Genomic DNA, 22,962 nt, shown 5'->3' with positions numbered 1-22,962 from the left:
CGCAGCGAGCGAGTCGCCCGCGCCGGTGGTGCGGCGTGACCTCCAATCCGTACCCCCTGGGTCTGCGGCTCGACGGGCGGCGGGTGGTCGTGGTGGGCGGTGGCGCGGTCGCCACCCGGCGCGTGCCCGCGCTGCTGGACGCCGGTGCGGACGTCCTGCTGGTGGCACCGGAGCTGACCCCGGCGTTGCGCGCCCGGGTCGACGCGGGACGGTTGCACTGGGTGCCGCGCCGGTTCGTGCCCGAGGACCTGGACGGCGCGTGGCTGGTCCAGGTCGCGATCGACGACCCGCTGGCGGCGGCCTCGGTGAGCGCCGTCGCCGCCGAGCGGCGGATCTTCTGCGTCCGGGCCGACGACCGCACGGCCGCCACCGCCTGGACCCCGGCGGTGACCCGGCACGGCCCGGTCACCGTGGCGGTGCTCGGCGGCGGCGACCCGCGCCGGGCGATGACGGTCCGCGACGCGATCCGCGACCTCCTCGCCGTCCGCCTGGCACCGGACGGCACCGCCGGCCGTTCCGACGCTTCCACCGGGACGACCGCCGGGCGGGTGGCGCTGGTCGGGGCAGGGCCAGGGGACCCGGAGCTGATCACCGTGAAGGGCTGGCGGTTGCTCACCGAGGCGGACGTGGTGGTCGCCGACCGCCTGGTGCCGGGGCTGCTCCTCGACGAGTTGCGCCCCGACGTCGAGCTGGTGGACGCCTCGAAGATCCCCTACGGCCCGTCCCGGGCGCAGGAGGAGATCAACCAGATCTTGGTCGACCGCGCCCTGGCCGGTGCCTTCGTGGTGCGGCTCAAGGGCGGTGACCCGTACGTCTTCGGGCGGGGCGGCGAGGAACTGCTGGCCTGCGCGGAGGCCGGCGTGCCGGTGACCGTCGTGCCGGGGGTGACCAGCTCGATCGCCGCGCCGGCCGCGGCCGGCATCCCGGTCACCCATCGTGGGGTGGCGCACGAGTTCACAGTGGTCTCCGGGCACCTGGCGCCCGACTCGCCAGCTTCGCTGGTGCGCTGGGACGCCCTCGCGGGTCTGCGCGGCACCCTGGTGATCCTGATGGGGTTGAAGAACCTCGCCGCCATCACGGCCACCCTGATCGCGCACGGCCGGTCGCCACAGACGCCGGCCGCCGTCGTCCAGGAGGCCACCACAGGTGCCCAGCGGGTGCTGCGGTCGACGCTCGACGCGGTGGCCGCCGACGCACTCGCCGCCGACATTCGCCCACCCGCCATAGTCGTGGTGGGCGACGTGGTGGGCGCCCTCGACGGATGAGCCCGGGCTGCGAGCCCCCCGCCCCCGCCCCCGCCCCCGCCCCCCGCCCTCCACTCCCACTCCGTCGATCATGGAGTTGTGGTGGGTGACAAAGTAGCCTTTATGGCTCAAAACTGGGCACCATAACTGCATGATCGACCAGGGCCTGGACTGCGCGTTCCGGATAGTGCGACGGGCCGGAGCGCTAGCGCTCCGGCCCGTCCTACGTGCTGTCGAACTACTGCTTGAGCATGTTGTCCAGCAACAGCGCGCAGCGAATCAGCCCGAGGTGGCTGTACGCCTGGGGGTGGTTGCCCAGGCCGCGCTCGGCGAGCGGGTCGTACTGCTCGGGGAGCAGCCCGGTCGGGCCCGCGGTGAGCACCATCTGCGCGAACAGCTCCTCGGCGTCGGTGCGGCGACCGGTGCGTAGGTACGCCTCGATCAGCCACGCCGTGCAGATGTGGAAACCGCCCTCGCGGCCGGGCAGGCCGTCGTCCCAGTGGTAGCGGTAGACGACCGGGCCGCTGCGCAGATCCGCCTCGATGCGCAGGACGGTGGACAGGAAGCGCGGGTCGTCACCGGCAAGCAGGCCGGAGAGCCCGATCCAGAGCGACGAGGCGTCCATGTCCTCGTCGCCGTACGCGACGCTGTACGCCTCGACGTCGGCGTGCCAGCCGTGCTCCAGCACGTTGGAGCCGATCCGGTCGCGCAGGTCCTTCCACTCGGGCCGGTCCTCGCCGCCGTGCTCCCGCATCACGTGCAGGGCGCGGTCCACGGTCATCCAGCACATCACCTTGGAGAACACGTGGTGCCGTGGTGGCAGCCGGGCTTCCCAGATGCCGTGGTCGGGCTCGTGCCAGCGGCGACGAACCGCCTCGACCATGTTCTCCAGGACCCGCCACTCGTCGTCGCGGACCGAGCCGCGCGCGTCGGCGACGGCCGCGATCAGGTCGGCGATCGGGCCGAAGACGTCCAGCTGCAACTGGTGGTTGGCGAGGTTGCCGACGCGGACCGGCCGGGAGCCGGCATAGCCGGGCAGCGTGTCGATGACCGCTTCGGCGCCCAGCTCGTACCCGTCGATGGTGTAGAGCGGGTGCAGGCGTTCCGGGTGGCCGCCGGTGCGCTCGATGCAGCCGTCCACCCAGCGCAGCAGTGCCTCGGCTTCCTCGATGGAACCGAGGTCGACCAGCGCGCGGGCGGTCAGCGCCGCGTCGCGCAGCCAGCAGTAGCGGTAGTCCCAGTTGCGGACGCCGCCCAGCTCTTCGGGGAGCGAGGTGGTCGCCGCGGCCAGGATCGAGCCGGTGGCCTCGTGGCAGAGCCCACGGAGGGTGAGCGCGCTGCGGGCGACCAGGTCGCGACTGGTGGACGGCAGCCGAAGTGAGGCCACCCAGTCCTTCCACGGCTGCTCGGCGGCGGCCTGCCGCTCGTGGATCGGCACCCGGTGGTGCTCAAGGCTGTGCGTGCCGAAGCGCAACTCCAGCACTACCTGCCCGCCAGCGGCGGAGAGGTCGACGATCGCCTTGGCGGTCTCGTACCCGCCGTCGTTGCCGACCTCCCACTCCACGCCGGGGGCGTAGAGCGCTACCGGCTCGTTGGAGCCGAGCACCAGCAGGCCGTCGCCGATCGGCTGCAACTGCACGGCGACCTGACCGAACTCGGGCCTCGGCGCGAACTCCACCCGGGCCTTGCCGCTGCCGGTGAGCACCCGGATCAGGGTCGAGTCGCCGGTGATGACCGCGGGGCTGTCGTCCGGAGTGGTCTCCCGGGCCGGCTTGTCCAGCCAGTCGGTGACGGTGAGCCCGGACCACCGGGTCTCCACTGTCATCGTGCCGGAGCGGTAGCGCTGGCCCAGCGGGATGCCGCCGCGTTCCGGGGCGACGCTGAAGTGACCGGCCGGGCTGCCACCCACCAGGTCGGCGAAGATCGCCGCCGAGTCCGGCTTGGGGTGGCAGAGCCAGCTCACCTTGGCTTCGGGGGTGAGCAGAGCGACGGTACGACCGTTGGCCAGCATGGAGTGCCGCTCGATCGGCACCGCCCGCTCGCCGAACAGCCAGTGTCGCCGGGTCTCCAGCAGCAGCGCCAGCGCGCGGGCGGCCTCCAGCGGGTCGGCGACCCGGTAGCTGGCCTGGGTGTCCCCGGGGCCGATCTTGATGCCGAGGTCGGGACCGTGCAGGTGCGCGAACCCGTTCTCGTCGGTGATGTCGTCACCGATGAACAGCACCGCGCTGGAGGCGAGCTGGGTCCGCAGCTGGTCGAGTGCGGTGCCCTTGTGGGTGGCCACGACGGAGAGCTCGATGACCTCCTTGCCCTGGGTCACGGTGACGCCGTCGAAGGTCGCCGGGCCGTTGCGGACCGCCTCGATGGCGGCTGCGGCGACCTCCGGGTCGACCCCTCGGGTGTGCACGGCGACGCTGGCCGGCTTGCGTTCCAGCCGGATGCCCGGGTGCGCTGAGGCGATGTCACGCAGCGCGTTGCGCACCTGCTGACGCACCGCGACCAGCTCGGGGGAGAGTCGCTCGACGAAGCCGATGTCGAACTCGGAGCCGTGGCTGCCGACGAGGTGCACCTCGCTGGGCAGTCGGGACAGCGCGGCCAGGTCGCGCAGCGCCCGGCCGGAGACGACCGCCACGGTGGTCTGCGGCAGCGCGGCGAGCGCGCGGACCGCAGCGACCGACTCGGGCAGCGGGACGGCCGTGCTCGGGTCCTCCACGATCGGCGCCAGTGTGCCGTCATAGTCGCAGGCGACCAGGAGCTGGGGAACCCGGGCGATCCGGCCGATGGCGGAGCGCAGCTCGGGGTCCATCACCCCGGTGGCCATCGCCGCTCCATCGTTGACGGTCGTGTTCACTCGGCCTCCGCCTCGGAAACTCCAAGCTCGGAGAGGAAAGACTTGGCCCAGTGGCCCACGTCGTGGGTACGCAGGTGACGTTGCATTGTCCGCATCCGGCGGCGTGCCTCGGTTTTCTCCACGTGCACTGCCCGGAGCAGGGCGTCCTTGACCGCGTCCGGGTCGTGCGGGTTACACAAAAAGGCCTGGCGCAGCTCCGTTGCGGCGCCGGCGAATTCACTGAGCACGAGCGCGCCACCCTGGTCGGCGCGAGACGCGACGTACTCCTTGGCTACCAGATTCATTCCGTCTCGCAGCGGTGTCACCATCATCACATCAGCGGCGACGTACATCGCGGCGAGTTCACTGCGACTGTACGACTGATGCAGGTAATGCACCGCCGGCACGCCGACCCGGCCGAATTCGCCATTAATCCGACCAACCTCGCGCTCCACCTTGACCCGTAGTGCCTGGTAGTGCTCGACGCGCTCTCGGCTGGGCGTGGCCACCTGCACCATAACCGCGTCGGGGACTGTCAACTTTCCGTCAGCAAGGAGCTCGCGGAAGGCCTTGAGTCGCAACTCGATGCCCTTGGTGTAATCCAGCCGGTCGACGCCGAGGATTATCGTCTTCGGGTCGCCCAACTCGGCACGGATCTGCTTCGCCCGGGCCTGGATCGCCGGGTCGGCGGCCATCCGCTCCATTTCCTGGGTGTCGATCGAGATGGGGAAGGCGCCCGCCTTCACCTGCCGACCTTCGACCTGGATCATCTGCCCTTCGTAGCGCAGCCCGAGCAGGTGCCGGGCCAGCCGGACGAAGTTCTGCGCGGCCAGCCGCTGCTGGAAACCGACCAGGTCGGCGCCGAGCAGACCGCGCAGGATCTCGGTGCGGAACGGCATCTGCATGAACAGCTCGATCGGCGGGAACGGGATGTGCAGGAAGAACCCGATCCGCAGGTCCGGACGTAGCTCACGGAGCATCGCCGGGACCAACTGCAACTGGTAGTCCTGCACCCAGACCGTGGCACCCTCGGCCGCGACGTCCGCCGCGGCCTCCGCGAACCGCGCGTTGACCAGGCGGTACGCCTCCCGCCACCGGCGCTTGTAGGCCGGCGTCTCGACCGCGTCGTGGTAGAGCGGCCAGATCGTCGCGTTGGACTGGCCCTCGTAGTAGCGCTCCAGCTCCTCGGCGCTGAGCGGGACCGGATGCAGCCGGATCCCCTCCAGGTCGAACGGCTCGGGAGCCGCGCCGGTGCCACCAGCCCAGCCGACCCAGGTGCCCTGGTGTTCGGCGAGCACGGGATGCAGCGCGGTGACCAGCCCACCGGGGCTACGTCGCCACTGCCGCCCCTCGGGTGTGCTCACCTCGTCGACCGGCAGACGGTTCGCCACTACGACAAAGGAGCTTCGGACGGTCACGATCGGCCACCTCCGGGTACTGACGGGTCCACCGCGATGAGCGTACTGAGCGTAGCTGCGGCGTCTGGTGCCCCGTGCCGGAGTCTCCTACCCGCCTCGGTCGGACCGAATCCTAGAGGTGATCTTGTCGACAGACCGTGGATCAGAGGTCGATGATCGGCCATTCCTTGGGCAGTACCTCGCCGAGCAACTCCCGCCGATCCGTCATGATCGGTACGAGGGGGTGGGCGGCAGCGTCCATCGCCAGCTGGGCCAGGTCCGTGTTCCCGGCCATTCGGCGTGACCATCCGCCGAGAAACGAGCACATGTTCGGCTCGACCGGGGTGACCCGGATGTGCGGCAACGCGGCGAGCACTTCGAGCATCTCCCACTGGCCGGGAGTGGCCTCCTGGTGCGCGCGGACGAGGCAGAGTGCCGGCACCAGCACGTGCACGCCATAGTCAGCGGCTTCCGCGATGCGGTGACCGACATCCCGTGACGATGACGAATAGGCCAGCAGGGCGGTCGCATCCAGCGCCAAGCCGTAGCCCGTCACCGGCTGGCTCTCGCGCGTGCCGCCAAGACCTCGGCCTGGAGTTGGGCCGCCTGTTCGCGCAGTTCGGGGGTGATGCTCGCCCTCAACTGCTCCATCTCGGCGTGTACCCCCGCCACGCCCTCATCAGTGATCTCGAAACCGACCCGCCGAAGGATCTCACGCGTCTTCTCCCCGGCCACTCGCCGTCGGAGGGACTCCGCGACATAGGCGGAGGCGTTCGGCTCCTCAGTCAGCCGGTCGGCAAGATCATCGGGCAGGCTGATCGTGATCTTCTTGGTCATACCGAAACCGTAATTTGCCTTACCGGCTCTCGCAAGGAGGCTCGTCCGCGTACTCCTGAGGCGGGGTGATGTGGGCGAACCGCGTCGTACCTGTCAGGATTGACGATGGCGTGCGCGCGGCCGGTCACCGGCCGGCGGCGGCGGGCGGTCTTCGCAGCCCGCGCCCGCGCCGCCGATCAGCGACAGCAACCGACGGAGGTAGCCCGCACCGTGGCCCAGTACATCTACGTCCTGGAAAAGGCCCGCAAGGCGCACGGCGACAAGGTCGTGCTCGACAACGTGACGTTGAGCTTCCTGCCGGGAGCCAAGATCGGTGTGCTCGGTCCGAACGGCGCCGGTAAGTCCAGCCTCCTCAAGATCATGGCAGGGTTGGACAAGCCGAGCAACGGCGAGGCCCGGCTGATGCCCGGCTACACCGTCGGCATGCTCGCCCAGGAGCCCCCGCTCAACGAGGCCAAGACCGTGCTCGGCAACGTCGAAGAGGCGGTCGCCGAGACCAAGGCCAAGCTGGAGCGCTTCAACAAGATCGCCGAGCAGATGGCGACCGACTACTCCGACGAGCTGATGGAGGAGATGGGCAAGCTCCAGGAGGAGCTGGACCACCTCGACGCCTGGGACGTCGACTCCAAGCTCGAACTGGCCATGGACGCGCTGCGCTGCCCCCCGCCGGACGCCGACGTGACCCAGCTCTCCGGTGGTGAGCGCCGCCGCGTCGCGCTCTGCAAGCTGCTGCTGGAAGCGCCCGACCTGTTGCTGCTCGACGAGCCCACCAACCACCTGGACGCGGAGAGCGTCTCCTGGCTGGAGCAGCACCTCGCCAAGTACGCCGGCACCGTCATGGCGATCACCCACGACCGGTACTTCCTCGACAACGTGGCCGGCTGGATCCTGGAGCTGGACCGCGGCCGGGCCATCGGTTACGAGGGCAACTACTCCACCTACCTGGAGAAGAAGGCCGCCCGCCTGGCCGTCGAGGGTCGCCGCGACGCCAAGATGAAGAAGCGCCTCACCGAGGAACTGGAGTGGGTCCGCTCCAACGCCAAGGCCCGCCAGACCAAGTCCAAGGCCCGCCTGGACCGGTACGACGAGATGGCCAACGAGGCGGAGAAGACCCGCAAGCTCGACTTCGAGGAGATCCAGATCCCGCCGGGCCCGCGTCTGGGCAGCACGGTGATCGAGGCGGTCAACCTCAGCAAGGGCTTCGGCGACCGGCTGCTGATCGACAACCTGTCGTTCTCGCTGCCGCGCAATGGCATCGTCGGCATCATCGGCCCCAACGGCGTCGGCAAGACCACCCTGTTCAAGACCATCGTCGGGCTGGAGGAGCCGACCGGCGGCCAGGTCCGGGTCGGCCCCACCGTCTCGCTGTCGTACGTCGACCAGAACCGCGAAGGCCTCAACGGCGACAAGACCGTCTGGGAGGTCGTCTCCGACGGGCTGGACTACCTGATGGTGGGCAAGGTCGAGATGCCGTCGCGGGCGTACATCGCCGCGTTCGGCTTCAAGGGACCGGATCAGCAGAAGCCGACGAAGGTGCTCTCCGGCGGTGAGCGCAACCGGCTCAACCTGGCGCTGACGCTCAAGATCGGCGGCAACGTCATCCTGCTCGACGAGCCGACGAACGACCTGGACGTGGAGACGCTGTCCAGCCTGGAGAACGCGCTGCTGGAGTTCCCCGGCTGCGCCGTGGTCATCTCGCACGACCGGATGTTCCTGGACCGCGTCGCCACGCACATCCTGGCCTGGGAGGGCGACGACCAGGACCCGACCCGGTGGTTCTGGTTCGAGGGCAACTTCGAGGCGTACGAGAAGAACAAGATCGACCGCCTCGGCGCGGAGGCTGCCCGGCCGCACCGGGTGACCTACCGCAAGCTGACCCGCGACTGACCGGGGCCGAGAAGGTGTCTGACCGGTTCATCTACCACTGCACGCTGCGCTGGTCCGACCTGGACGCGTACGGCCACGTCAACAACTCGCGCTTCCTCACCCTGTACGAGGAGGCGCGGGTGGCGTTGATGTTCGCCGGCGGCCGGGCCTGGGGGGTCGGCTCGTTCGCCGACGGGGTGGTGATCCGTCGGCACGAGGTCGACTACCTGCGCCCGGTCGACTACGCGCTGGGCCGGGCCACCGCGGAGGCGGCGCCCACTGTTCGGATCGAGCTGTGGGTGGAGGAGATCCGGGCCTCCCGGTTCACTGTCGCGTACGAGCTGTACGACGGCGAGGTGCTGGCCAGCCGCGCCCGTTCGGTGCTGGTGCCGTTCGACCTGACCCGCCAGGTGCCCCGACGGATCACACCTGAGGAGCGGGACTTCCTTCTCACGTACGCCCCACAGGGCGGGGCGGCATGACCCGGCCGGGTACGGCCGAGCCGGGACGGACGGCCGCGTCGAGCCCGACGCACGGTGTCGCCGGCGTGGCGGACGCGGGCGCCTTCCTGGCCCGACTGGTCCGGCTGGATCCGGTCGCACCGGTCCGGCTGCGGCCGGCCGGTGGGCCCGGCCGGGTCGCCCTCTGGGCCCGGCTGCCGTGGCAGGTCCTCGTGGTCCGCACGGTGGCCGGTGGGCCGGCCGACGACGTCACGGTGGCCGCCGCCGAGCTGCTGGCCGAGCTGGAGCGTGGCGGTGCGGCCCTGCCGACCCGCCGGGACGCGCAGTGGCGGTGGCCGCTGCCGCCGGCGCGCAGCCAGCAGGTGGAGGCGCTGCCGGTCGCCGAGCTGCGACGGATCGCGCAGGCGGCGGCGGGCACCCTGCGGACGGCGAGCGAGCAGGGGGTGGCCGGCCGCGCTGTGGGTCAGCGTGCGCTGCGCGACGCGTTGCTCGACCACGTGGCGGTGCTGGTCACTCCGGACAGGCCGCCCGCCGAGCCGATCGAGGTGCCCCAGCGGCTGGTGCAGGCGGTGGTCCGGATGGGCTTCCTCGGCGCCGCTGACGGCCCGGTCGCCGGCCACGGCGGTCCCGACGTTCAGGTGCGGGTGGCGGGTCGTTGGGTTGGCCTGGTGGGACCATACGGAGCGGCATGGTCGCAGAAGGCCACGGATCTTGCCGTGACACCCCTGAGTACTCGTCCGAACGGCTGACCCCGGCTCATTCTTCTGGGCTGGGGCGGTCGTTGGGGGGGTGCTTCAACTCGGCTGTCCGGGTACCGTCCATCCTCGGATCCAACGCACCGTAGGCGGCTGGATCCGCTGGGGAGTGAGGTGCGCGAGCGATGCCGTGGTGGTCATGGCGCCCCGGTCCCGCCGACGGCGGCGATCCGGAAACCCGAAGCGGGATCACAGTGGAGAGCGCGGTCCGGGTCGGGCCGCCCAGCCCCCGCCAGCCGGGGGACGACTGCCCGGCCAATGAGCGGCCGGTGCTGTCCGAGATGCCCGCCAACGTCGAGCCGGTGAGTCTGCGCCGGGTCTGTGACGCACTCGACCTGCTCGACGTGCGCTACCTGGCCGACGGCGACGGCAACCTGCTGGCCATGTGGGAACGGCACGCCGTGCTGGTCACCCTCGAAGGGCCGGAGGACGAGATCCTGGTCATGCGGGCGCGCCCACATGCCACCGTCCCGCCGGACTGGGCCGACCGGGCATACCGGGTGGTCAACGAGTGGAACCACACCCGCCGGTTCTGCAAGGCGTACATCGGCGACCCGACCGAGCGTGGGCAGCTACCGATCTACGCCGAGCTCCAGGTGCCGCTCGGCGCCGGCACCCACGACGCGCTCCTGGTCGAGATGCTCGACTGCGGCGCGGCGGTGGCCACCAGCTTCGTGGACTGGCTGCACGACGAGGGCGCGCTGCTCTGACGCAACCTCGGCCTGGCCATCAGCCGCCGTTGGCCGGGTCCTCCTCGGCGTTGACCATGAAGTATGCGGCGCGCTCCAGGTAGTCCCAGAGTGTGGCGGCGATCTCCGGCTCGAGGTCGAGCCGGTCCACGGCGCGGCGCATGTTCCGCAGCCAGGCGTCCCGCTCGGCGGCGCCGATCCGGAAGGGCGCGTGCCGCATCCGCAGCCGCGGATGGCCGCGCTGGGCGGAGTAGGTGTTGGGGCCGCCCCAGTACTGCATGAGGAACAGGGTCATCCGATCCGCGGCCGGCCCCAGGTCTTCCTCCGGGTACATGGGCCGCAGCAGGGGATCGGTGGCGACGCCGGCGTAGAACTCGTCGACCAGCTTGCGGAAGGTGGGCTCGCCGCCGACCGCTTCGAAGAGGGTCATCGACGCACCAGGACGGTCGGATTCACCTGCGGGGTTCACCGTTCCATCCTGCCAGGTGCGCTCCGTGCCGGCCCGACCCGTGCGGCGTGCGTCGGATCACGCCGGGGGTCAGGTGACCGCGTGGCGGCGCTGCCCGTCGCCGGAGCGCGGCTCGGGAGTGCCCGCCTCCGTGTCGTCCTTGGCAGGGCTGGCAGGTTCCTGCGGCGGCTGGGCGTTGGCCGCTGTGGCTGCGGCGATCGCTTCGTCCATGGTCTGCCGGTCCGGCCAGCGCAGCGCGGCCACCCCCATGAGCACCACTCCGGCCGCGCTCCACAACCCGACCACCACCGGGATGGGGAACCGCTCGGCAAGCAGCCCGGTGACCAGCACCGCGACACCCTGGATGACCTGGACACCGGTGGCCATCACGCCGAAGGCACGGGCGCGGAAGCCGTTGGGCAGTGCCTGGACGAACAACCCGTTGGCCATCGGCAGCATGCCGGCGACGGCGAACCCGCAGAGGGCGGCAAGCAACGCCACCACCAGCGGGGACGGATCGAACAGAGCCGGCACCAGCACCAGTGGGGCGAGCACCGCGAGTGGCCGCATGAGCTTCATCCGGCGGGCCGGCCCGAACAGCCGGCTCACCAGCAACCCGCCCAGGACGAAGCCCACGGGGTTGGCCACCATGATCACCGCCTGCGCCGCGCCCGTGCTCAGGTCGCCCTTGGCGCCCTCGTTGGCCCAGGCGGCGGCGAGCCCCTCCGGGACGATCGAGAAGAGCATGGCGCTGAAGACCAGCACCGCGATCGCCCGCAACACCGGTGTGCGGAACACGATGGCGAACCCCTCGCGCGTCTCCTGCAGCAGGTGGCTGCGGTGCGCAGGGTTCATGGACGCCGGGCGGTGGCGTACGCCGAGGCGGACCAGCAGCGCGGACAGGCCGAACGTCGCCGCGTTGAACAGCAGCGCGACCACCGGGTCGATCGAGGCGACCGCTGCGCCGAACACGTACCCGATGACCTGGGCGGCCTGCCCGATGCTGCTGTTCAGCGACAGCCCGAGCACCAGCCGGTCCCCGGTGAGCATCTGCGGCATCAGCGCGGACTTCGCCGCCTGGCTGGGCGGGTTGGCCAGTGTGGCAGCGAAGATCAGCACCAACACCGCCTGGTACGGCAGGTTCGGGATGGCGATGAGCAGCATCAGCAGCATGCGGATGACGTCACATGCCACCATCACCTTGCGGTACGGGTACCGCTCCGCCAGTGCGGCGAGCACAGGACCACCGAGCAGCCAGGGTAGGAAACTGACCGCGAAGGCTGCCGCGGAGAGCGCGACGGACCGGGTCTGCTGGTAGACGAGCAGGGTGACGGCCGCCTTCGCGACGTAGTCACCGACCCAGGAGAGAGCACCAGCCACGAACACGGCCCGAAACTCGTGCTGGGCGAACACTTCGCGAAAGGTGGCGGGGCCTTCCGCGGAAGGTCGCTCGTCGGGCACCGTCGCCTCCATCGGCTCCGGTTCGGCCGCTCGTGGCAGTCAGGCCGGAAGCCCTCGTCAGATCTGCGGATCAGCGAGTATGTGATCACGCTCCGTCGGGAACGCGTGTTCCGGATTCTGCCCGATCGTCTGACAACTAGCTAGGGCGAACGGATCGATCGTCGCTTCTCCGACTGAACGAACGGACGATACCTGAGGGGCCGGGCGGCTGGCGACCCTGCATCGGCGGACATTTTCGCCTGGGTCAGGTGGCACCACCCTGACCGGTCTCGCTGTCGGGCAGGGGCCGGGTCGGCAGACCGGGATAGATACGAGCAGCCGCGATCTGCGCGGTGATCCCCGAGTTCTCCAGCGCCTCGGCGAGCCGCCGACGCAGCTCCCGGCCCACCGCGAACTGCCCGTCCGCGGTGGTCTTCACCACCGTCCGGATGACCGCGCCGTCCACCGTCACCTGCTCGACGCCCAGCACCTCCGGCGCCTCGACGATCTCCGGTGACAGCTCCGGGTCCACCGCGATCGAGGCGGCCGCGGTCCGCAGGACGGCGGTGGCCTCCTCGGTGCTGTTGAAACCGATCGGCAGGTCCACCACCACGAGGGCCCAACCCTGGCTCTTGTTGCCCACCCGGATGATCTCGCCGTTGCGGATGTACCAGAGCACGCCGCGACCGTCGCGCACCGTGGTGACCCGCAGCCCGACCGACTCGACCACGCCCATCGCCTCGCCCAGGTCGACGTTGTCGCCCACGCCGTACTGATCCTCGATCAGCATGAAGAGGCCGGCGATCAGGTCCTTGACCAGGCTCTGCGCGCCGAAACCCAGTGCCACGCCGGCGATCCCCGCGCTGGCCAGCAGCGGAGCCAGGTCGAAGCTGAACTCGCGCAGGATCATCAGCAGCGCGATGCCGAAGACGAACGCGGTGGTCAGGCTGCGCAGCACGGAGCCGATCGCCTCAGCCCGCTGCCGTCGCCGCTCCGGCACGAACTCCGCCGGGTCACCCGCCGTGCTGGGCACCCGCTCGCGCAGCGGGCGCAGCATCGTCGGCACCGCGCCCTCGGTGGTCGTCCGGACCAACCGGTTGATGGTGCGGTGCAGCGCCCAGCGGGCCACCATCGCCAGCGCCAGGATCAGCAGCACCCGCAGCGGCTTGAGCAGGATCCAGTAACTGCCCTCGGCGAACCAGGCCGATCTGGTGATGTCGTAGATCCACTCGCAGGAGGTGCTGCCCTGGCAGCTCACCGAATCGGCGGTGGACAGGGCAAGGGGCGTCACGCTGGCGGCACTCACCCTGTCTTCGTACCGCAAGGGACCCGACAGTCCGCCGCCGACCCACCGGCGGGTGAACTGCCGCAGAGGGCACGACCGGAACGGGGCGAACCGGCCATCGTGACAGGTGCGAGAGAGAGCTTCATGTCCGACCCCGGATTAGTACGTGCAATCCGGGGTCCGATCAGGGACTATTGGCGCAACGGACGTCGGTGATCGGCCCGGCGTCGACCGGGTGGGCCGGCGTGCCCGACCCCGGTCGGCGGCGGTTCGCAGCAGCCGCTGAACCGGGAGGGTGAGCGCGATGCCTGACATACGACCCACGGTGGGCTCTGGCGCGTTGGTCCTCAACGCCACCTACGAGCCGCTGTGTGTCGTGTCGGTGCGCCGCGCCGCGATCCTCGTCCTCTCCGCCAAGGCCGTCTGCGTCGCCGACGGTGACGGCATCCTGCACAGTGCCCGGGACGCGCTCCCGGTGCCGTCCGTGGTCCGGTTGACGCGCTTCGTCCGGGTGCCCTACCGGACGCACGTCGGGCTGTCCCGGCGGGCGATCTTCGCCCGGGACGGGTGGCGGTGCGCCTACTGCCGGGGCCCGGCCGAGACCATCGACCACGTCTTTCCGCGCAGCCGCGGTGGCCGGCACGCCTGGGAGAACGTGGTCGCCGCCTGTGCCCGGTGCAACCACACCAAGGGTGACAAGACTCCGGCCGAGATGGGGTGGCGGTTGCACGCGCTGCCGGCCGCGCCGAAGGGCACCGCCTGGCGGGTGCTCGGGCACCGGGCCCCGGACCCCCGCTGGGCCGACTGGCTGGACCTGCGCGAGCCCGAAGCAGCCGCCTGACTCCGCGCGGAGCTGGCTCAGTCCTGCTGGTCGGCTGCCCGACGCGCTGCGCGCTCGTGGCGGTTCGCTGCCCGGCCGTACGCCATCGCCAGTAGCCGGTCGATCTCGGCCAGCATCTGCGGACCAGGCATCACGATGCTGCCGAAGCCGTACAGCGCGTAGCCCGGGTGCGGTACGAGGGTGTCCAGCCGGGCGAAGTCGAACAAGTCCCGGTGGTCCTCGAATGCCTTGGGCGGGAAGCCGAAGAGTCGCTCGAACTCGGCCCGGCCCAGGTCCAGGTTGAGGCGGAAGACACCGGGGCGGTCAAGCTGTGCGGCCTCGTCGAAGCCGGGCACGTCGTGCTCGACGATGGTGGCGAACGGCTGGCGGCGGTCCGGGCCGAGGTAGAAGAACCGGTCGCCCCAGGCCACCTCGGGTGACCCGTTCTCCTCGCTCGCCACGACCTGTTCGACGCCGGGCAGCGAGAGAATTCGGTCGGCGAGCGTGGCCGCATCGACGCCGGTCGGGATGTGCAGCACCGCGTCGGCATGTTCGATGGTGGCCTGGTCCAGCGGAAAGTAGCGGTAGTCGTGCGCCCGTTGCTCGGCTGGTCCGATGTCGGACGCGCGGACGTACCCGGGGAGGTCGTCCTCCTGCTGGAGTCTGCCTTCGTAGGTCGACGTGGCGGGTGCCTCGATGCCGAGCGCGGGGCTCGCGCCGAGGCTGCCGACGACCACCGCGTACCGGTCGCCCAGCAGTGACGCGACGATCGCGCCGGCGCCGGCCCACGACACCTCCGCGCCGTCCATCGTCATCGTGCTGAGATGGCGCTGGAGGTGCGTGTTGTGCGCGAAGGCCAGCGTGGGTCCGCGGTGGGCTTCGGCCGCCCGGATCGCGAGCAGGTTCTCGGCCATCAGCGCGTCCCGGACCCCGGCCAGGCGGGCGAAGCGTTCCTCCTGGGTCAGTGGTGCGGCGGCCGCGGCGTGGTAACGCAGCAACGCGACCGCCGACGTGGCGTGTACGAGCGCCGCCGGCCAGCCCTCGGGTCGCCGGGGTGCCTGCAGGTACAGCTCGGTCAGCAGGTCGTCGGCGATCACCCGCAGTCGCTGAGCGTCGGTCGAGCGACCGACCGACCGGCCCGGCTCCCAGATCGCGTCTGTGTCACTCCACCGCGTCTCATCCCCGATCAGGTCGTCGATCTCGGCGGACCGGTCCAGCCCGAGGAAGTGACAAACGTCGTTGAGGTGGCGCCGCGGGCTCGGGGCGCTCTCCAGCTCCACCGGGGCGTCGAAGCCGTGGAACGTCAGGTGCTCGGCGACCGGCCGTCCGGCGTTCCACTCGCGCATCCGCAGCAAAAGGTCGCGGTTGGCCGGGGCCGCTCCGAACCCGTGGCTGAACCCCTCGGTGAGCGCACGGTCGAGCGTCACGACGCCGCCCTGCACGAACTCGTCGGCGATCAGCCCCGCGGCCCGGTCGCTCTCCAGCGCGATCGACCGGTAGCCGTGCTCGGCCAGCGTCATGAAGGCCTCGTTGCGGACCTGGAGGAAGGCGGACTCACCATGCGTCGGCTCGCCGATCGCGAGCAGGGCCGGTGATCCGGCAAGCAGGTCGAGAAGGGTGGTCATTGCATCAACCGTATCGTTGAACCAGCGGTTGAAACTTACGAGTGACGGAGCGCGGTGGCAGCCACGAAACCCTCAAACCCAGGGGTACGCCGACCGGTCGATCTCGCGCGCGGGCACGGCCTCTCCGCGCAAGCCGTGCGCAACTACGAACGCGAGGGCGTCCTGCCTCCGGCCGAGCGCACCTCGAACGGCTACCGCCGGTTCACCGAGGTGCACGCCAAGGCGTTGAGCGCCTACCTCGCGCTGATCGTGGGCCACGGCTACGCGGCCAGCGGTGACATCATGCGCGCAATCAACCGGGGCGAGATCGACACGGCCCTGCGCACGATCGACCAGAGTCACACCCTGTTGCAGCGCGATCGAGAGACCCTGGACGTGGTCGAGACGGCGGTCGTGGCACTCACCGGAACCAAGCCGTCACCGCAGCGCCGGGAAGCCGTGCCGATCAGCGTGCTGGCACACCGGCTCGGGCTGCGACCCGCGACGCTGCGCAAGTGGGAGCTGGCCGGGATTCTGCGGCCAGGGCGCGATCCCGCGACCCAGCACCGCGTCTACTCACCGGACGACGTGCGCGACGCCGAACTGGCCCACCTGCTGCGTCGGGGCGGTTACCGGCTCGACCACATCGCTGGCGTGCTGCGTCAGGTGCGCGACGCGGGCGGGGCCGAACCGCTCGCCGCGTCGCTGCGCCAGTGGCGGCAACGGCTCACAGAGCGCGGCCGGGCCATGCTCACCGGGGCCGCCCGGCTCGCCGAGTACGTCGAGGCTTGTCAACCGCCGGCACGCGCCTTGACCAGCGAGGCGAAGACCACCACGTTGTCCGAATAGCCCGTCTCGCCGCCGACCCACTGGCCGCCGTCTTCTCGATACGAGGCGAATAGGCTCGCAGTGTAGAACATTTAGTTCTACACTCGGTCTGTGGAACGCATCGGGGTCCGAGAGCTGAACCAGAACACGAGTCAGGTGCTGGCTCGGGTGAGTGGCGGCGAAACCGTCGAGATCACCGATCGCGGGCATCCGATCGCCAGACTGGTTCCGGTGAGTGACGACAGGTCGGTACTGGCCAAGCTCGTAGCTGCGGGGCGGGCAGTCGCTCCGACCGGCGGCGGCTCTGTGCCGCTTCCCCCGAAGCTGGGTGACGAGGATGTGGACGTGGCTGCCACGCTCGCCGAGATGCGGGACGAGGAGCGCTGGTGATCTATCTGGACTCCGCCGCCGTCGTCAAGTTGGTTCGGCAGGAGGCGTGCAGCGCTGAGCTTGTCTCCTGGCTCAACACCCACGGAGACGTCCCCCTGGTCTCCTCCGCGCTGGTCGAGGTCGAAGTGCCCAGAGCGTTACGCCGATCAGCCCCGCAGGCGTTGGTCGGCGTGCCGGCGGCCGTCGGACGGCTCTTTCGGCTGGAGATCGACGGCACGATCCGTGCGACCGCTGCCGCGTTTGCCGAGCCGACGTTACGCAGCCTCGACGCCATTCACCTTGCCACCGCTCAGGTTCTGACCAACGAGTCCGGAACGGCACTCATCGCCTTCGTCAGCTATGACCGGCGACTGCTCGAGAGCGCCAAGGTTGCGGGGTTACCCGTGGCAAGCCCCGGTCAGAACTGACCCGGTTCCGCTTCACCCGGGTCAACCACCTGTACGTGCCTTCGTCAGCGAGGCGAAGACCACCACGTTGTCCGAATAGCCCGTCTCGCCGCCGACCCACTGGCCGCCGCAGGTGATCAGTCGCAGGCTCGGACGGCTGAAGTCGCCGTACACCTCGTCCACCGGCAGCCGCCCCTTGTCGAACCGCTCCACCGAATCCACCTCGAAGATCGCCACGCTCCGGTCGGTGCGGGTGACCTCGATCTGGTCACCGGAGCGCAGTTCGCGAAGCTTGTGGAAGACCGCCGGCCCGCTCGTGGTGTCGACGTGGCCGACGATCACGGCCGGGCCGTACTGACCGGGGGTGGGCCCCTGGTCGTACCAGCCGGCCTCCTGGGCGCGGGCCGCGTCCGGCACGGCGATGGTGCCGTCCGGGGCGATGCCCACGTCGTGCACCGGCGCCTCGACGTCGATCTTGCCGATGGCGAGGCTGGTCGGACGGCTGGACGACAGCACCGGGAACTTCTTCGGTGGCGGTCGGAAGCCGGCGCTGAGCTGGTCCGGCAACAGGCTCATACCGGTCACCTGCTCGACGCCGAGCATCGCCACGATCAGCACCATCAGCGCGGCGACGGCCAGGACCGGCAACCCTGGTCCCGCACCGATCAGGCGTCCGGCCAACGGCGACCCGGCCGGACGCCTCGGTCGCAGCGGCTGGGCGGTCGGATCGGTGGTGGCGATGCTGGCCGACCCGGCCTGACCGGCGACGCGGCCCAGCCGGCGGGAGGCGCGGGCCACCAGCCGGCCGGAGGCGCGCAGCGCCGGCCCGGCCCGGAGGCGGGCGCGGCAGTCCGGCCGCGCACGCGCGGATCTGCGGGTCATGGGTCGTCCGGCTCAGGAGCCGGCTCCGGTCCGACGCCGGCCGCCCGCCATGCCGAGCGCGATCGCAGTGGCCACCAGCGCCACGCCGCCGAGCACCAGCAGTGAGCCGGTGCCGCGACCGCCGGCCGTCCCGCCGCCCCCGGTCGCCGGTCCCTTGCTGGGCGACGCCATGTTCAGCACGGTCAGGTTCGTCGTGGCCGTCTGGCCGTTCTGGCAGCGCAGGTCCACCGCGTAGTCGCCGGCCTGCTTGTTGCCCGGAATGGTGACCTGCCCCTTGAGGAAGCCGTTGTCCGGTCTGAGCGTCACGTGATCAAAGGCCTCCGAGTGCACGTTGGCCTGCCGGTTGTTGTCGTTGTCGCAACTCGCCCGGATCGTGACCCGGCTACCGGCCTGGGCGCTGTTCGGCGTCACCTCGATGAAGGTGTTCTCGCCGGCACGGGCCGGCGCGACAGACATCAGGACGAACGCCCCCACCAGCCCGACCAGCGTCAGTGCGGACGAGAGCGCGCGGTTGATCGTGCGGATTCCCTGCATGATTTCCCCCCAACCGGCGACGACCGCCGGAACCCTCCCCTGGGCACGCGGGCTGCTTTCCCGCTGGCGCGGGAGCAAACCCGCAGGCGGTGAGGGTGGGGTGGGTCAGCGCTGGCGCGGGGCGACCCCGGTCGAGGGGAGCGGCGTGATCGGCTGCCAGCCCAGCGGGGACGACAGGACCATCGTGCTCGACGGCTGGCCGTACGGGGCGAGTCGGTCGATGACGCCCTCGAACGCGCCGATCGAGCCGGCGGCCACCTTCAGCACGCTGCACGCGTCCCCGGTGATCCGGTGGATCTCCAGGATTTCCGGCCAGCCCGCCACCGCCGGGTCGTGCAGGATGCATCGCGCCCCGTAGCAGGACATCCGGATCAGCGCGATCACGGTGCGGCCGGCTCGGCTCAGGTCGACATGGGCGTGGTAGCCGGTGATGACTCCGGACTCTTCCAGCCGGCGAACCCGCTCGGCGACCGCCGGTGGCGACAGGTGCACCCGCCGGGACAACTCGCTGAAGGACAGCCGCGCGTCGGCCTGCAACTCGCGCAGCAGCGCCCAGTCCATGTCGTCCACGCTCAGACCTTACTTTCGTGAACCGACTTCGCCTAGTTGCCTTTGGTTCGCCAGGAGAAGGCGGCGAGAGCCGTTGATCTGGCATTCCGTAGGCCGATCCGACCGAGGGATCATGACGTCGGCGAGTCCGGGGGAGGGAGACGAGATGGTGGATCAGACGGAGCGGCGGGCGCCGAACCGCCCCGCCACGGTGCGACCGGTGACCCCGGGGCAGCGGGCAGCCCAGGCGGAGCGCACCGGTGGCGAGCCCACGCTGGAGTTCGCCGACATGGTGCCGTACGACGCGTACGTGCAGGCCAGCGCCCTGCACCGGATGCAGCACCCGCTCAGCAGCGACCCGGGCGAGATGTCCTTCCTGATGGTCAGCCAGATCATGGAGCTGTACTTCGGGCTGACCTGCCACGAGTTGCGGGAGACCCAGCGGCTGATCCGCGCCGACCAGGTCTGGGAGGCGTTGGCGCCGTTGCGTCGAGCCAAACTGCACCTGGAGGGGCTCAACGCCGCCTGGCAGGGGCTGCGCTGGATGAGCCCGGCCGACTTCAACCGGTTCCGCAACCTGCTCGGTGAGGCCAGCGGCTTCCAGTCGGCCATGTACCGGCAGTTGGAGTTCCTGCTCGGGCTGCGTGACCCGACGCTGATCCGCCCGTTCCGTCGACAGACCGACGTGTACGCCGCGCTGACCGCCGGGCTGGCCACGCCGAGCCTCTGGGACGATGTGCTCGCGCTGCTCGCCCGGCGTGGCTTCGATCTGCCCGCCGACCTGCTCGACCGGGACGTTGCCGTCGAACATGATCCGCACCCGTCGGTCGAGGCGGCCTGGGTGAGGATCTACGACGACGGCGGCCCGGACAACCACCTGCGACTGCTCGGTGAGGCGCTGAGTTCGGTCGCGGAGGAGTTCGGCGACTGGCGGTGGAACCACGTCAAGGCGGTGCAGCGGACGATGGGCGCCAAGGTCGGCAGCGGAGGCTCCGCCGGCCTGGCGTGGCTGCAACGCAGCATGGCCCGGGTGGTTTTCCCGGAGCTGTGGTCGGCCCGCACCGCGATGTGACCGGAGAGCGAGACACCCCTGTGCACACCCCAGAACGAGAGGCGCACCGCCTCGACGAAGCCGACCCGGGTCACCGGCACCTGTTCCACGTGCCCCCGGCCGACGGCGGCGACCACCCCGAGTCGGCGTACCTCGCCGGCAACTCACTGGGCCTGCAACCCCGGGCCACCCGCGACGAACTCCTCGCCGACCTGGACGCCTGGGCGCGGCTCGGCGTCGAGGGGCACGTCGAGGCGACGCGCGCGTGGCTGCCGTACCACGAGTTGTTGACCGCGCCGGCCGCGCGACTGGTCGGCGCCCGCCCCGCGGAGACCGTGGTGATGAACTCGCTCACGGTCAACCTGCACCTGCTGATGGTGAGCTTCTACCGCCCGGCCGGCGCGCGCACCCGCATCGTCATCGAGGACGCGGCGTTCCCGTCGGACAGCTACGCGGTGCGCAGCCAGGCCCGGTTCCACGGCCTGGAACCGGACGAAACCGTGGTCCGGTTGCGCCCGCGCGACGGTGAGGACGCCCTGCGCACCGAGGACGTGACCGCCTACCTGGCCGCCGAGGGCGACCGGGTGGCGCTGGTGCTGCTCGGCGGGGTCAACTATCTCACCGGTGAGCTGCTGGACATCCCGGCGATCACGGCCGCCGGCCGGGCGGCCGGCGCGGTGGTCGGTTGGGACCTGGCCCACGCGGTCGGCAACGTGCCACTGGCCCTGCACGACTGGGATGTCGACTTCGCCGCGTGGTGCTCCTACAAGTATCTGAACGCAGGTCCGGGTGCCCTGGCCGGCGTCTTCGTGCACGAGCGGCACCTCGGCGACGAGACAGTGCCCCGCTTCGAGGGTTGGTGGAGCACCGCGGCGGCCACCCGCTTCGAGATGACCCCGGTGTCGCGGCCACCCGCAACAGTGGAGGCCTGGCAGATCTCCAACCCGCCGATCTTCGCGATGGGCCCGGTGCGCACCTCGCTGGAGGTTTTCGACGCGGTCGGCATGACGGCGTTGCGCGCCCGCAGCCAGCGACTCACCGGCTGGTTGGAGTCGCTGCTCGACGAGGTCGTCGTCGACCGGCCGTTGCGCGTGGTCACCCCGCGCGACCCGGCTCGGCGGGGCTGCCAGCTTTCGGTGCGCATCGGCCACGGCAGCGCGGCGGAGCTGACCAAACGCCTGCGGCACGAGCACGGCGTCATCGCCGACGCCCGCGAACCGGACGTCATCCGGTTCGCCCCGGTGCCGCTCTACTCCACGTACCTCGACTGTTGGCGGGCCGCGGCGGCGCTCGCCGCGACGGTGGGGCAGGTGAACCCGTGACCGCGCGGCGCGACGAGGTCGCGATCATCGGTGCCGGCCTCGCAGGCTGTCTGGCCGCCTGCTTCCTGGCCCGGCGCGGCTACCCGGTGGCGCTCTACGAGCGCCGCTCCGACCCGCGGGCCGGCACGGCCGAGCGGGGGCGCTCGATCAACCTGGCGCTCTCCGAGCGCGGCCTGGACGCGTTGCGCCGGATCGGGCTCGCCGAGCAGGTGATGACCGACGCGCTGCCGATGCGGGGCCGGATGATCCACCCGGTCCAGGGGGAGCAGCAGTTCCAGTCGTACAGCGCGGCCGGCGACCGGGCGATCAACTCGATCAGTCGGGGCGCGCTGAACAACGCCCTGCTGGACGAGGCCACCGCGCTGCCCGGGGTGCGGGTCGTCTTCGACCACCGGTTGGTCGGGCTGGACCCGACCGACGGCTCGCTGAGCTTCGAGACACCGCAGGGCACTGTCGCGGCCAAGGCGTCGGTCGTGCTGGGTGCCGACGGCGCCGGCTCCGCGGTGCGGGGGCAGTTGCTCGCGTACGGGTTGCTGAACGAGAGCGTGGACTTCCTCGACTACGGCTACAAGGAGTTGACGATCCCGCCGCTGGGCGGGGACTTCGCCCTGGACCCGGACGCCCTGCACATCTGGCCGCGCGGCACCTCGATGATGATCGCGCTGCCGAACCCGGACCGCTCCTTCACCTGCACGTTGTTCTGGCCCAACGACGGCGCCGGCAGCTTCGCCTCGCTGACCAGCCTGGCCGAAATCGAGCGGCACTTCGCCGAGCACTACCCGGACGTCATCCCGCTGGCCCCGAACCTCGTCGACGACTACCAGCACAACCCGGTGGGCGTGCTCGGCACTGTTCGCTGCACGCCCTGGCAGGTCAACGGGAGCGTCGGCCTGCTCGGTGACGCGGCGCACGCGATCGTGCCCTTCTACGGGCAGGGCGCGAACTGCGCCTTCGAGGACGTGGTCGAGTTGGAGCGCTGCCTGGACGAGTGCGCCGACGACTGGCTGGCGGCGCTGCCCCTCTTCCAGCGACGCCGGCAGGAGAACGCCGAGGCCATCGCCACGATGGCGCTGACCAACTTCGTGGAGATGCGGGACAAGGTCGCCTCCCCGGTCTTCCAGACGCGGCGGCGGGTGGAGCACGCCCTGGAGCGAGCCCTCCCCGGCCGGTACGTTTCGCAGTACGAGCTGGTGTCGTTCTCCACCACCCCGTACGCGGAGGTGCGCCGCCGGGTGCGCCGACAGCACCGGGTGCTGGGGGCGGTCGTCGGCGGGGCCGCGGTGCTGCTGGTCGGCGCGATCGGCGCGGTACTGAGCCGAGGGAGGCAGGAATGACCGGCCTGTGGGA

At 70.8% G+C, this 22,962-nt stretch carries 23 protein-coding genes; 12 read left to right on the top strand and 11 right to left on the bottom strand.

The features are described from left to right. Positions 1 to 35 precede the first annotated feature (35 nt). Positions 36 to 1,265: a uroporphyrinogen-III C-methyltransferase gene (cobA, locus tag CLT68_RS00300; protein WP_099848015.1), complete on the top strand. Its 1,230-nt coding sequence runs from the start codon at positions 36 to 38 to the stop codon at positions 1,263 to 1,265. A gap of 217 nt (positions 1,266 to 1,482) precedes the next feature. Here the strand turns inward: cobA and otsB are convergent, their stop codons facing one another. The 4 genes from otsB to CLT68_RS00280 form a co-directional block, all read right to left on the bottom strand. Next, a complete protein-coding gene (gene otsB, locus CLT68_RS00295) occupies positions 1,483 to 4,062 on the bottom strand; it encodes a trehalose-phosphatase (protein ID WP_099848013.1) in 2,580 nt (859 codons plus the stop codon). Positions 4,063 to 4,088: 26 nt separating this feature from the next. Continuing rightward, complete coding sequence (locus CLT68_RS00290; protein ID WP_088949790.1) at positions 4,089 to 5,489, bottom strand: alpha,alpha-trehalose-phosphate synthase (UDP-forming); 1,401 nt, start codon at positions 5,487 to 5,489, stop codon at positions 4,089 to 4,091. 142 nt (positions 5,490 to 5,631) lie between these two features. Next, positions 5,632 to 6,024 (bottom strand): hypothetical protein, encoded by a 393-nt coding sequence (locus tag CLT68_RS00285; protein ID WP_099848011.1) that lies wholly within the window; start codon positions 6,022 to 6,024, stop codon positions 5,632 to 5,634. Beyond that, positions 6,021 to 6,305, bottom strand: a complete 285-nt coding sequence (locus tag CLT68_RS00280) for a hypothetical protein (protein WP_099848009.1) — start codon at positions 6,303 to 6,305, stop codon at positions 6,021 to 6,023. Before CLT68_RS00280 ends, CLT68_RS00285 begins: the two co-directional genes overlap by 4 nt. A 210-nt stretch (positions 6,306 to 6,515) precedes the next feature. Between CLT68_RS00280 and ettA the strand changes: the two genes are divergently transcribed. From ettA to CLT68_RS00260, 4 genes are all read left to right on the top strand, one after another. Further along, positions 6,516 to 8,192 (top strand): energy-dependent translational throttle protein EttA, encoded by a 1,677-nt coding sequence (gene ettA, locus CLT68_RS00275; protein WP_099856650.1) that lies wholly within the window; start codon positions 6,516 to 6,518, stop codon positions 8,190 to 8,192. A gap of 14 nt (positions 8,193 to 8,206) precedes the next feature. Beyond that, complete coding sequence (locus CLT68_RS00270) at positions 8,207 to 8,653, top strand: acyl-CoA thioesterase (protein WP_099848007.1); 447 nt, start codon at positions 8,207 to 8,209, stop codon at positions 8,651 to 8,653. After that, complete coding sequence (locus CLT68_RS00265) at positions 8,650 to 9,381, top strand: DUF8185 domain-containing protein (protein WP_099848005.1); 732 nt, start codon at positions 8,650 to 8,652, stop codon at positions 9,379 to 9,381. The genes CLT68_RS00270 and CLT68_RS00265 overlap by 4 nt, the downstream gene beginning before the upstream one ends. A 131-nt stretch (positions 9,382 to 9,512) precedes the next feature. Further along, positions 9,513 to 10,097 carry a type III secretion system chaperone family protein gene (locus CLT68_RS00260; protein ID WP_088949785.1) on the top strand — a complete coding sequence of 195 codons (585 nt, stop codon included), beginning with the start codon at positions 9,513 to 9,515 and terminating at the stop codon, positions 10,095 to 10,097. Positions 10,098 to 10,116: 19 nt separating this feature from the next. Here the strand turns inward: CLT68_RS00260 and CLT68_RS00255 are convergent, their stop codons facing one another. From CLT68_RS00255 to CLT68_RS00245, 3 genes are all read right to left on the bottom strand, one after another. After that, the gene (locus CLT68_RS00255; RefSeq protein ID WP_088949784.1) at positions 10,117 to 10,545 is read right to left on the bottom strand and encodes a globin; all 429 of its coding nucleotides are present in this window, start codon (positions 10,543 to 10,545) and stop codon (positions 10,117 to 10,119) included. Positions 10,546 to 10,614: 69 nt separating this feature from the next. Beyond that, a complete protein-coding gene (locus tag CLT68_RS00250) occupies positions 10,615 to 11,997 on the bottom strand; it encodes an MFS transporter (RefSeq protein WP_099848003.1) in 1,383 nt (460 codons plus the stop codon). 232 nt (positions 11,998 to 12,229) lie between these two features. Next, positions 12,230 to 13,222: a mechanosensitive ion channel family protein gene (locus CLT68_RS00245; protein WP_486482406.1), complete on the bottom strand. Its 993-nt coding sequence runs from the start codon at positions 13,220 to 13,222 to the stop codon at positions 12,230 to 12,232. A 331-nt stretch (positions 13,223 to 13,553) separates the two neighbouring features. Here CLT68_RS00245 and CLT68_RS00240 point away from each other — a divergent pair, with 331 nt between their 5' ends. Further along, positions 13,554 to 14,090 (top strand): HNH endonuclease, encoded by a 537-nt coding sequence (locus CLT68_RS00240; RefSeq protein WP_030333470.1) that lies wholly within the window; start codon positions 13,554 to 13,556, stop codon positions 14,088 to 14,090. 17 nt (positions 14,091 to 14,107) lie between these two features. Here CLT68_RS00240 and CLT68_RS00235 read toward each other — a convergent pair whose 3' ends face one another. Further along, positions 14,108 to 15,694, bottom strand: a complete 1,587-nt coding sequence (locus CLT68_RS00235) for an erythromycin esterase family protein (protein ID WP_099847999.1) — start codon at positions 15,692 to 15,694, stop codon at positions 14,108 to 14,110. A gap of 54 nt (positions 15,695 to 15,748) precedes the next feature. On the opposite strand from CLT68_RS00235, the gene CLT68_RS00230 reads away from it, so the two are divergent. From CLT68_RS00230 to CLT68_RS00220, 3 genes are all read left to right on the top strand, one after another. Then, a complete protein-coding gene (locus tag CLT68_RS00230) occupies positions 15,749 to 16,522 on the top strand; it encodes a MerR family transcriptional regulator (RefSeq protein ID WP_099847997.1) in 774 nt (257 codons plus the stop codon). A gap of 90 nt (positions 16,523 to 16,612) precedes the next feature. After that, positions 16,613 to 16,891, top strand: a complete 279-nt coding sequence (locus CLT68_RS00225) for a type II toxin-antitoxin system Phd/YefM family antitoxin (RefSeq protein ID WP_099847995.1) — start codon at positions 16,613 to 16,615, stop codon at positions 16,889 to 16,891. Beyond that, on the top strand, positions 16,888 to 17,298 hold the full coding sequence (locus CLT68_RS00220) for a type II toxin-antitoxin system VapC family toxin (RefSeq protein ID WP_088949779.1): 411 nt from the start codon (positions 16,888 to 16,890) through the stop codon (positions 17,296 to 17,298). The genes CLT68_RS00225 and CLT68_RS00220 overlap by 4 nt, the downstream gene beginning before the upstream one ends. A 21-nt stretch (positions 17,299 to 17,319) precedes the next feature. Here the strand turns inward: CLT68_RS00220 and CLT68_RS00215 are convergent, their stop codons facing one another. The 3 genes from CLT68_RS00215 to CLT68_RS00205 form a co-directional block, all read right to left on the bottom strand. Continuing rightward, positions 17,320 to 18,096: a class F sortase gene (locus tag CLT68_RS00215; RefSeq protein WP_486482405.1), complete on the bottom strand. Its 777-nt coding sequence runs from the start codon at positions 18,094 to 18,096 to the stop codon at positions 17,320 to 17,322. 75 nt (positions 18,097 to 18,171) lie between these two features. Beyond that, positions 18,172 to 18,693, bottom strand: coding sequence for a hypothetical protein (locus tag CLT68_RS00210; RefSeq protein WP_099847991.1), 522 nt, complete (start codon positions 18,691 to 18,693; stop codon positions 18,172 to 18,174). Between the two features lie 105 nt (positions 18,694 to 18,798). Then, positions 18,799 to 19,263, bottom strand: coding sequence for an Lrp/AsnC family transcriptional regulator (locus CLT68_RS00205; RefSeq protein ID WP_088949776.1), 465 nt, complete (start codon positions 19,261 to 19,263; stop codon positions 18,799 to 18,801). Positions 19,264 to 19,411: 148 nt separating this feature from the next. Between CLT68_RS00205 and CLT68_RS00200 the strand changes: the two genes are divergently transcribed. Genes CLT68_RS00200 through CLT68_RS00190 form a run of 3 tightly spaced genes read left to right on the top strand, consistent with a single transcriptional unit; the run spans position 19,412 to position 22,949 of the window. Further along, positions 19,412 to 20,314, top strand: a complete 903-nt coding sequence (locus tag CLT68_RS00200) for a tryptophan 2,3-dioxygenase family protein (protein ID WP_099856648.1) — start codon at positions 19,412 to 19,414, stop codon at positions 20,312 to 20,314. Next, positions 20,290 to 21,615, top strand: coding sequence for a kynureninase (gene kynU / locus CLT68_RS00195; protein WP_199177191.1), 1,326 nt, complete (start codon positions 20,290 to 20,292; stop codon positions 21,613 to 21,615). Before CLT68_RS00200 ends, kynU begins: the two co-directional genes overlap by 25 nt. Continuing rightward, positions 21,612 to 22,949 (top strand): FAD-dependent oxidoreductase, encoded by a 1,338-nt coding sequence (locus tag CLT68_RS00190; protein ID WP_099856645.1) that lies wholly within the window; start codon positions 21,612 to 21,614, stop codon positions 22,947 to 22,949. The genes kynU and CLT68_RS00190 overlap by 4 nt, the downstream gene beginning before the upstream one ends. Positions 22,950 to 22,962 lie beyond the last annotated feature (13 nt).

This window comes from Micromonospora sp. CNZ299, assembly GCF_002754415.1.
The sequence above is the reverse complement of the archived record's forward strand: the minus strand, read 5'-3'. Positions and strand labels throughout refer to the sequence as shown.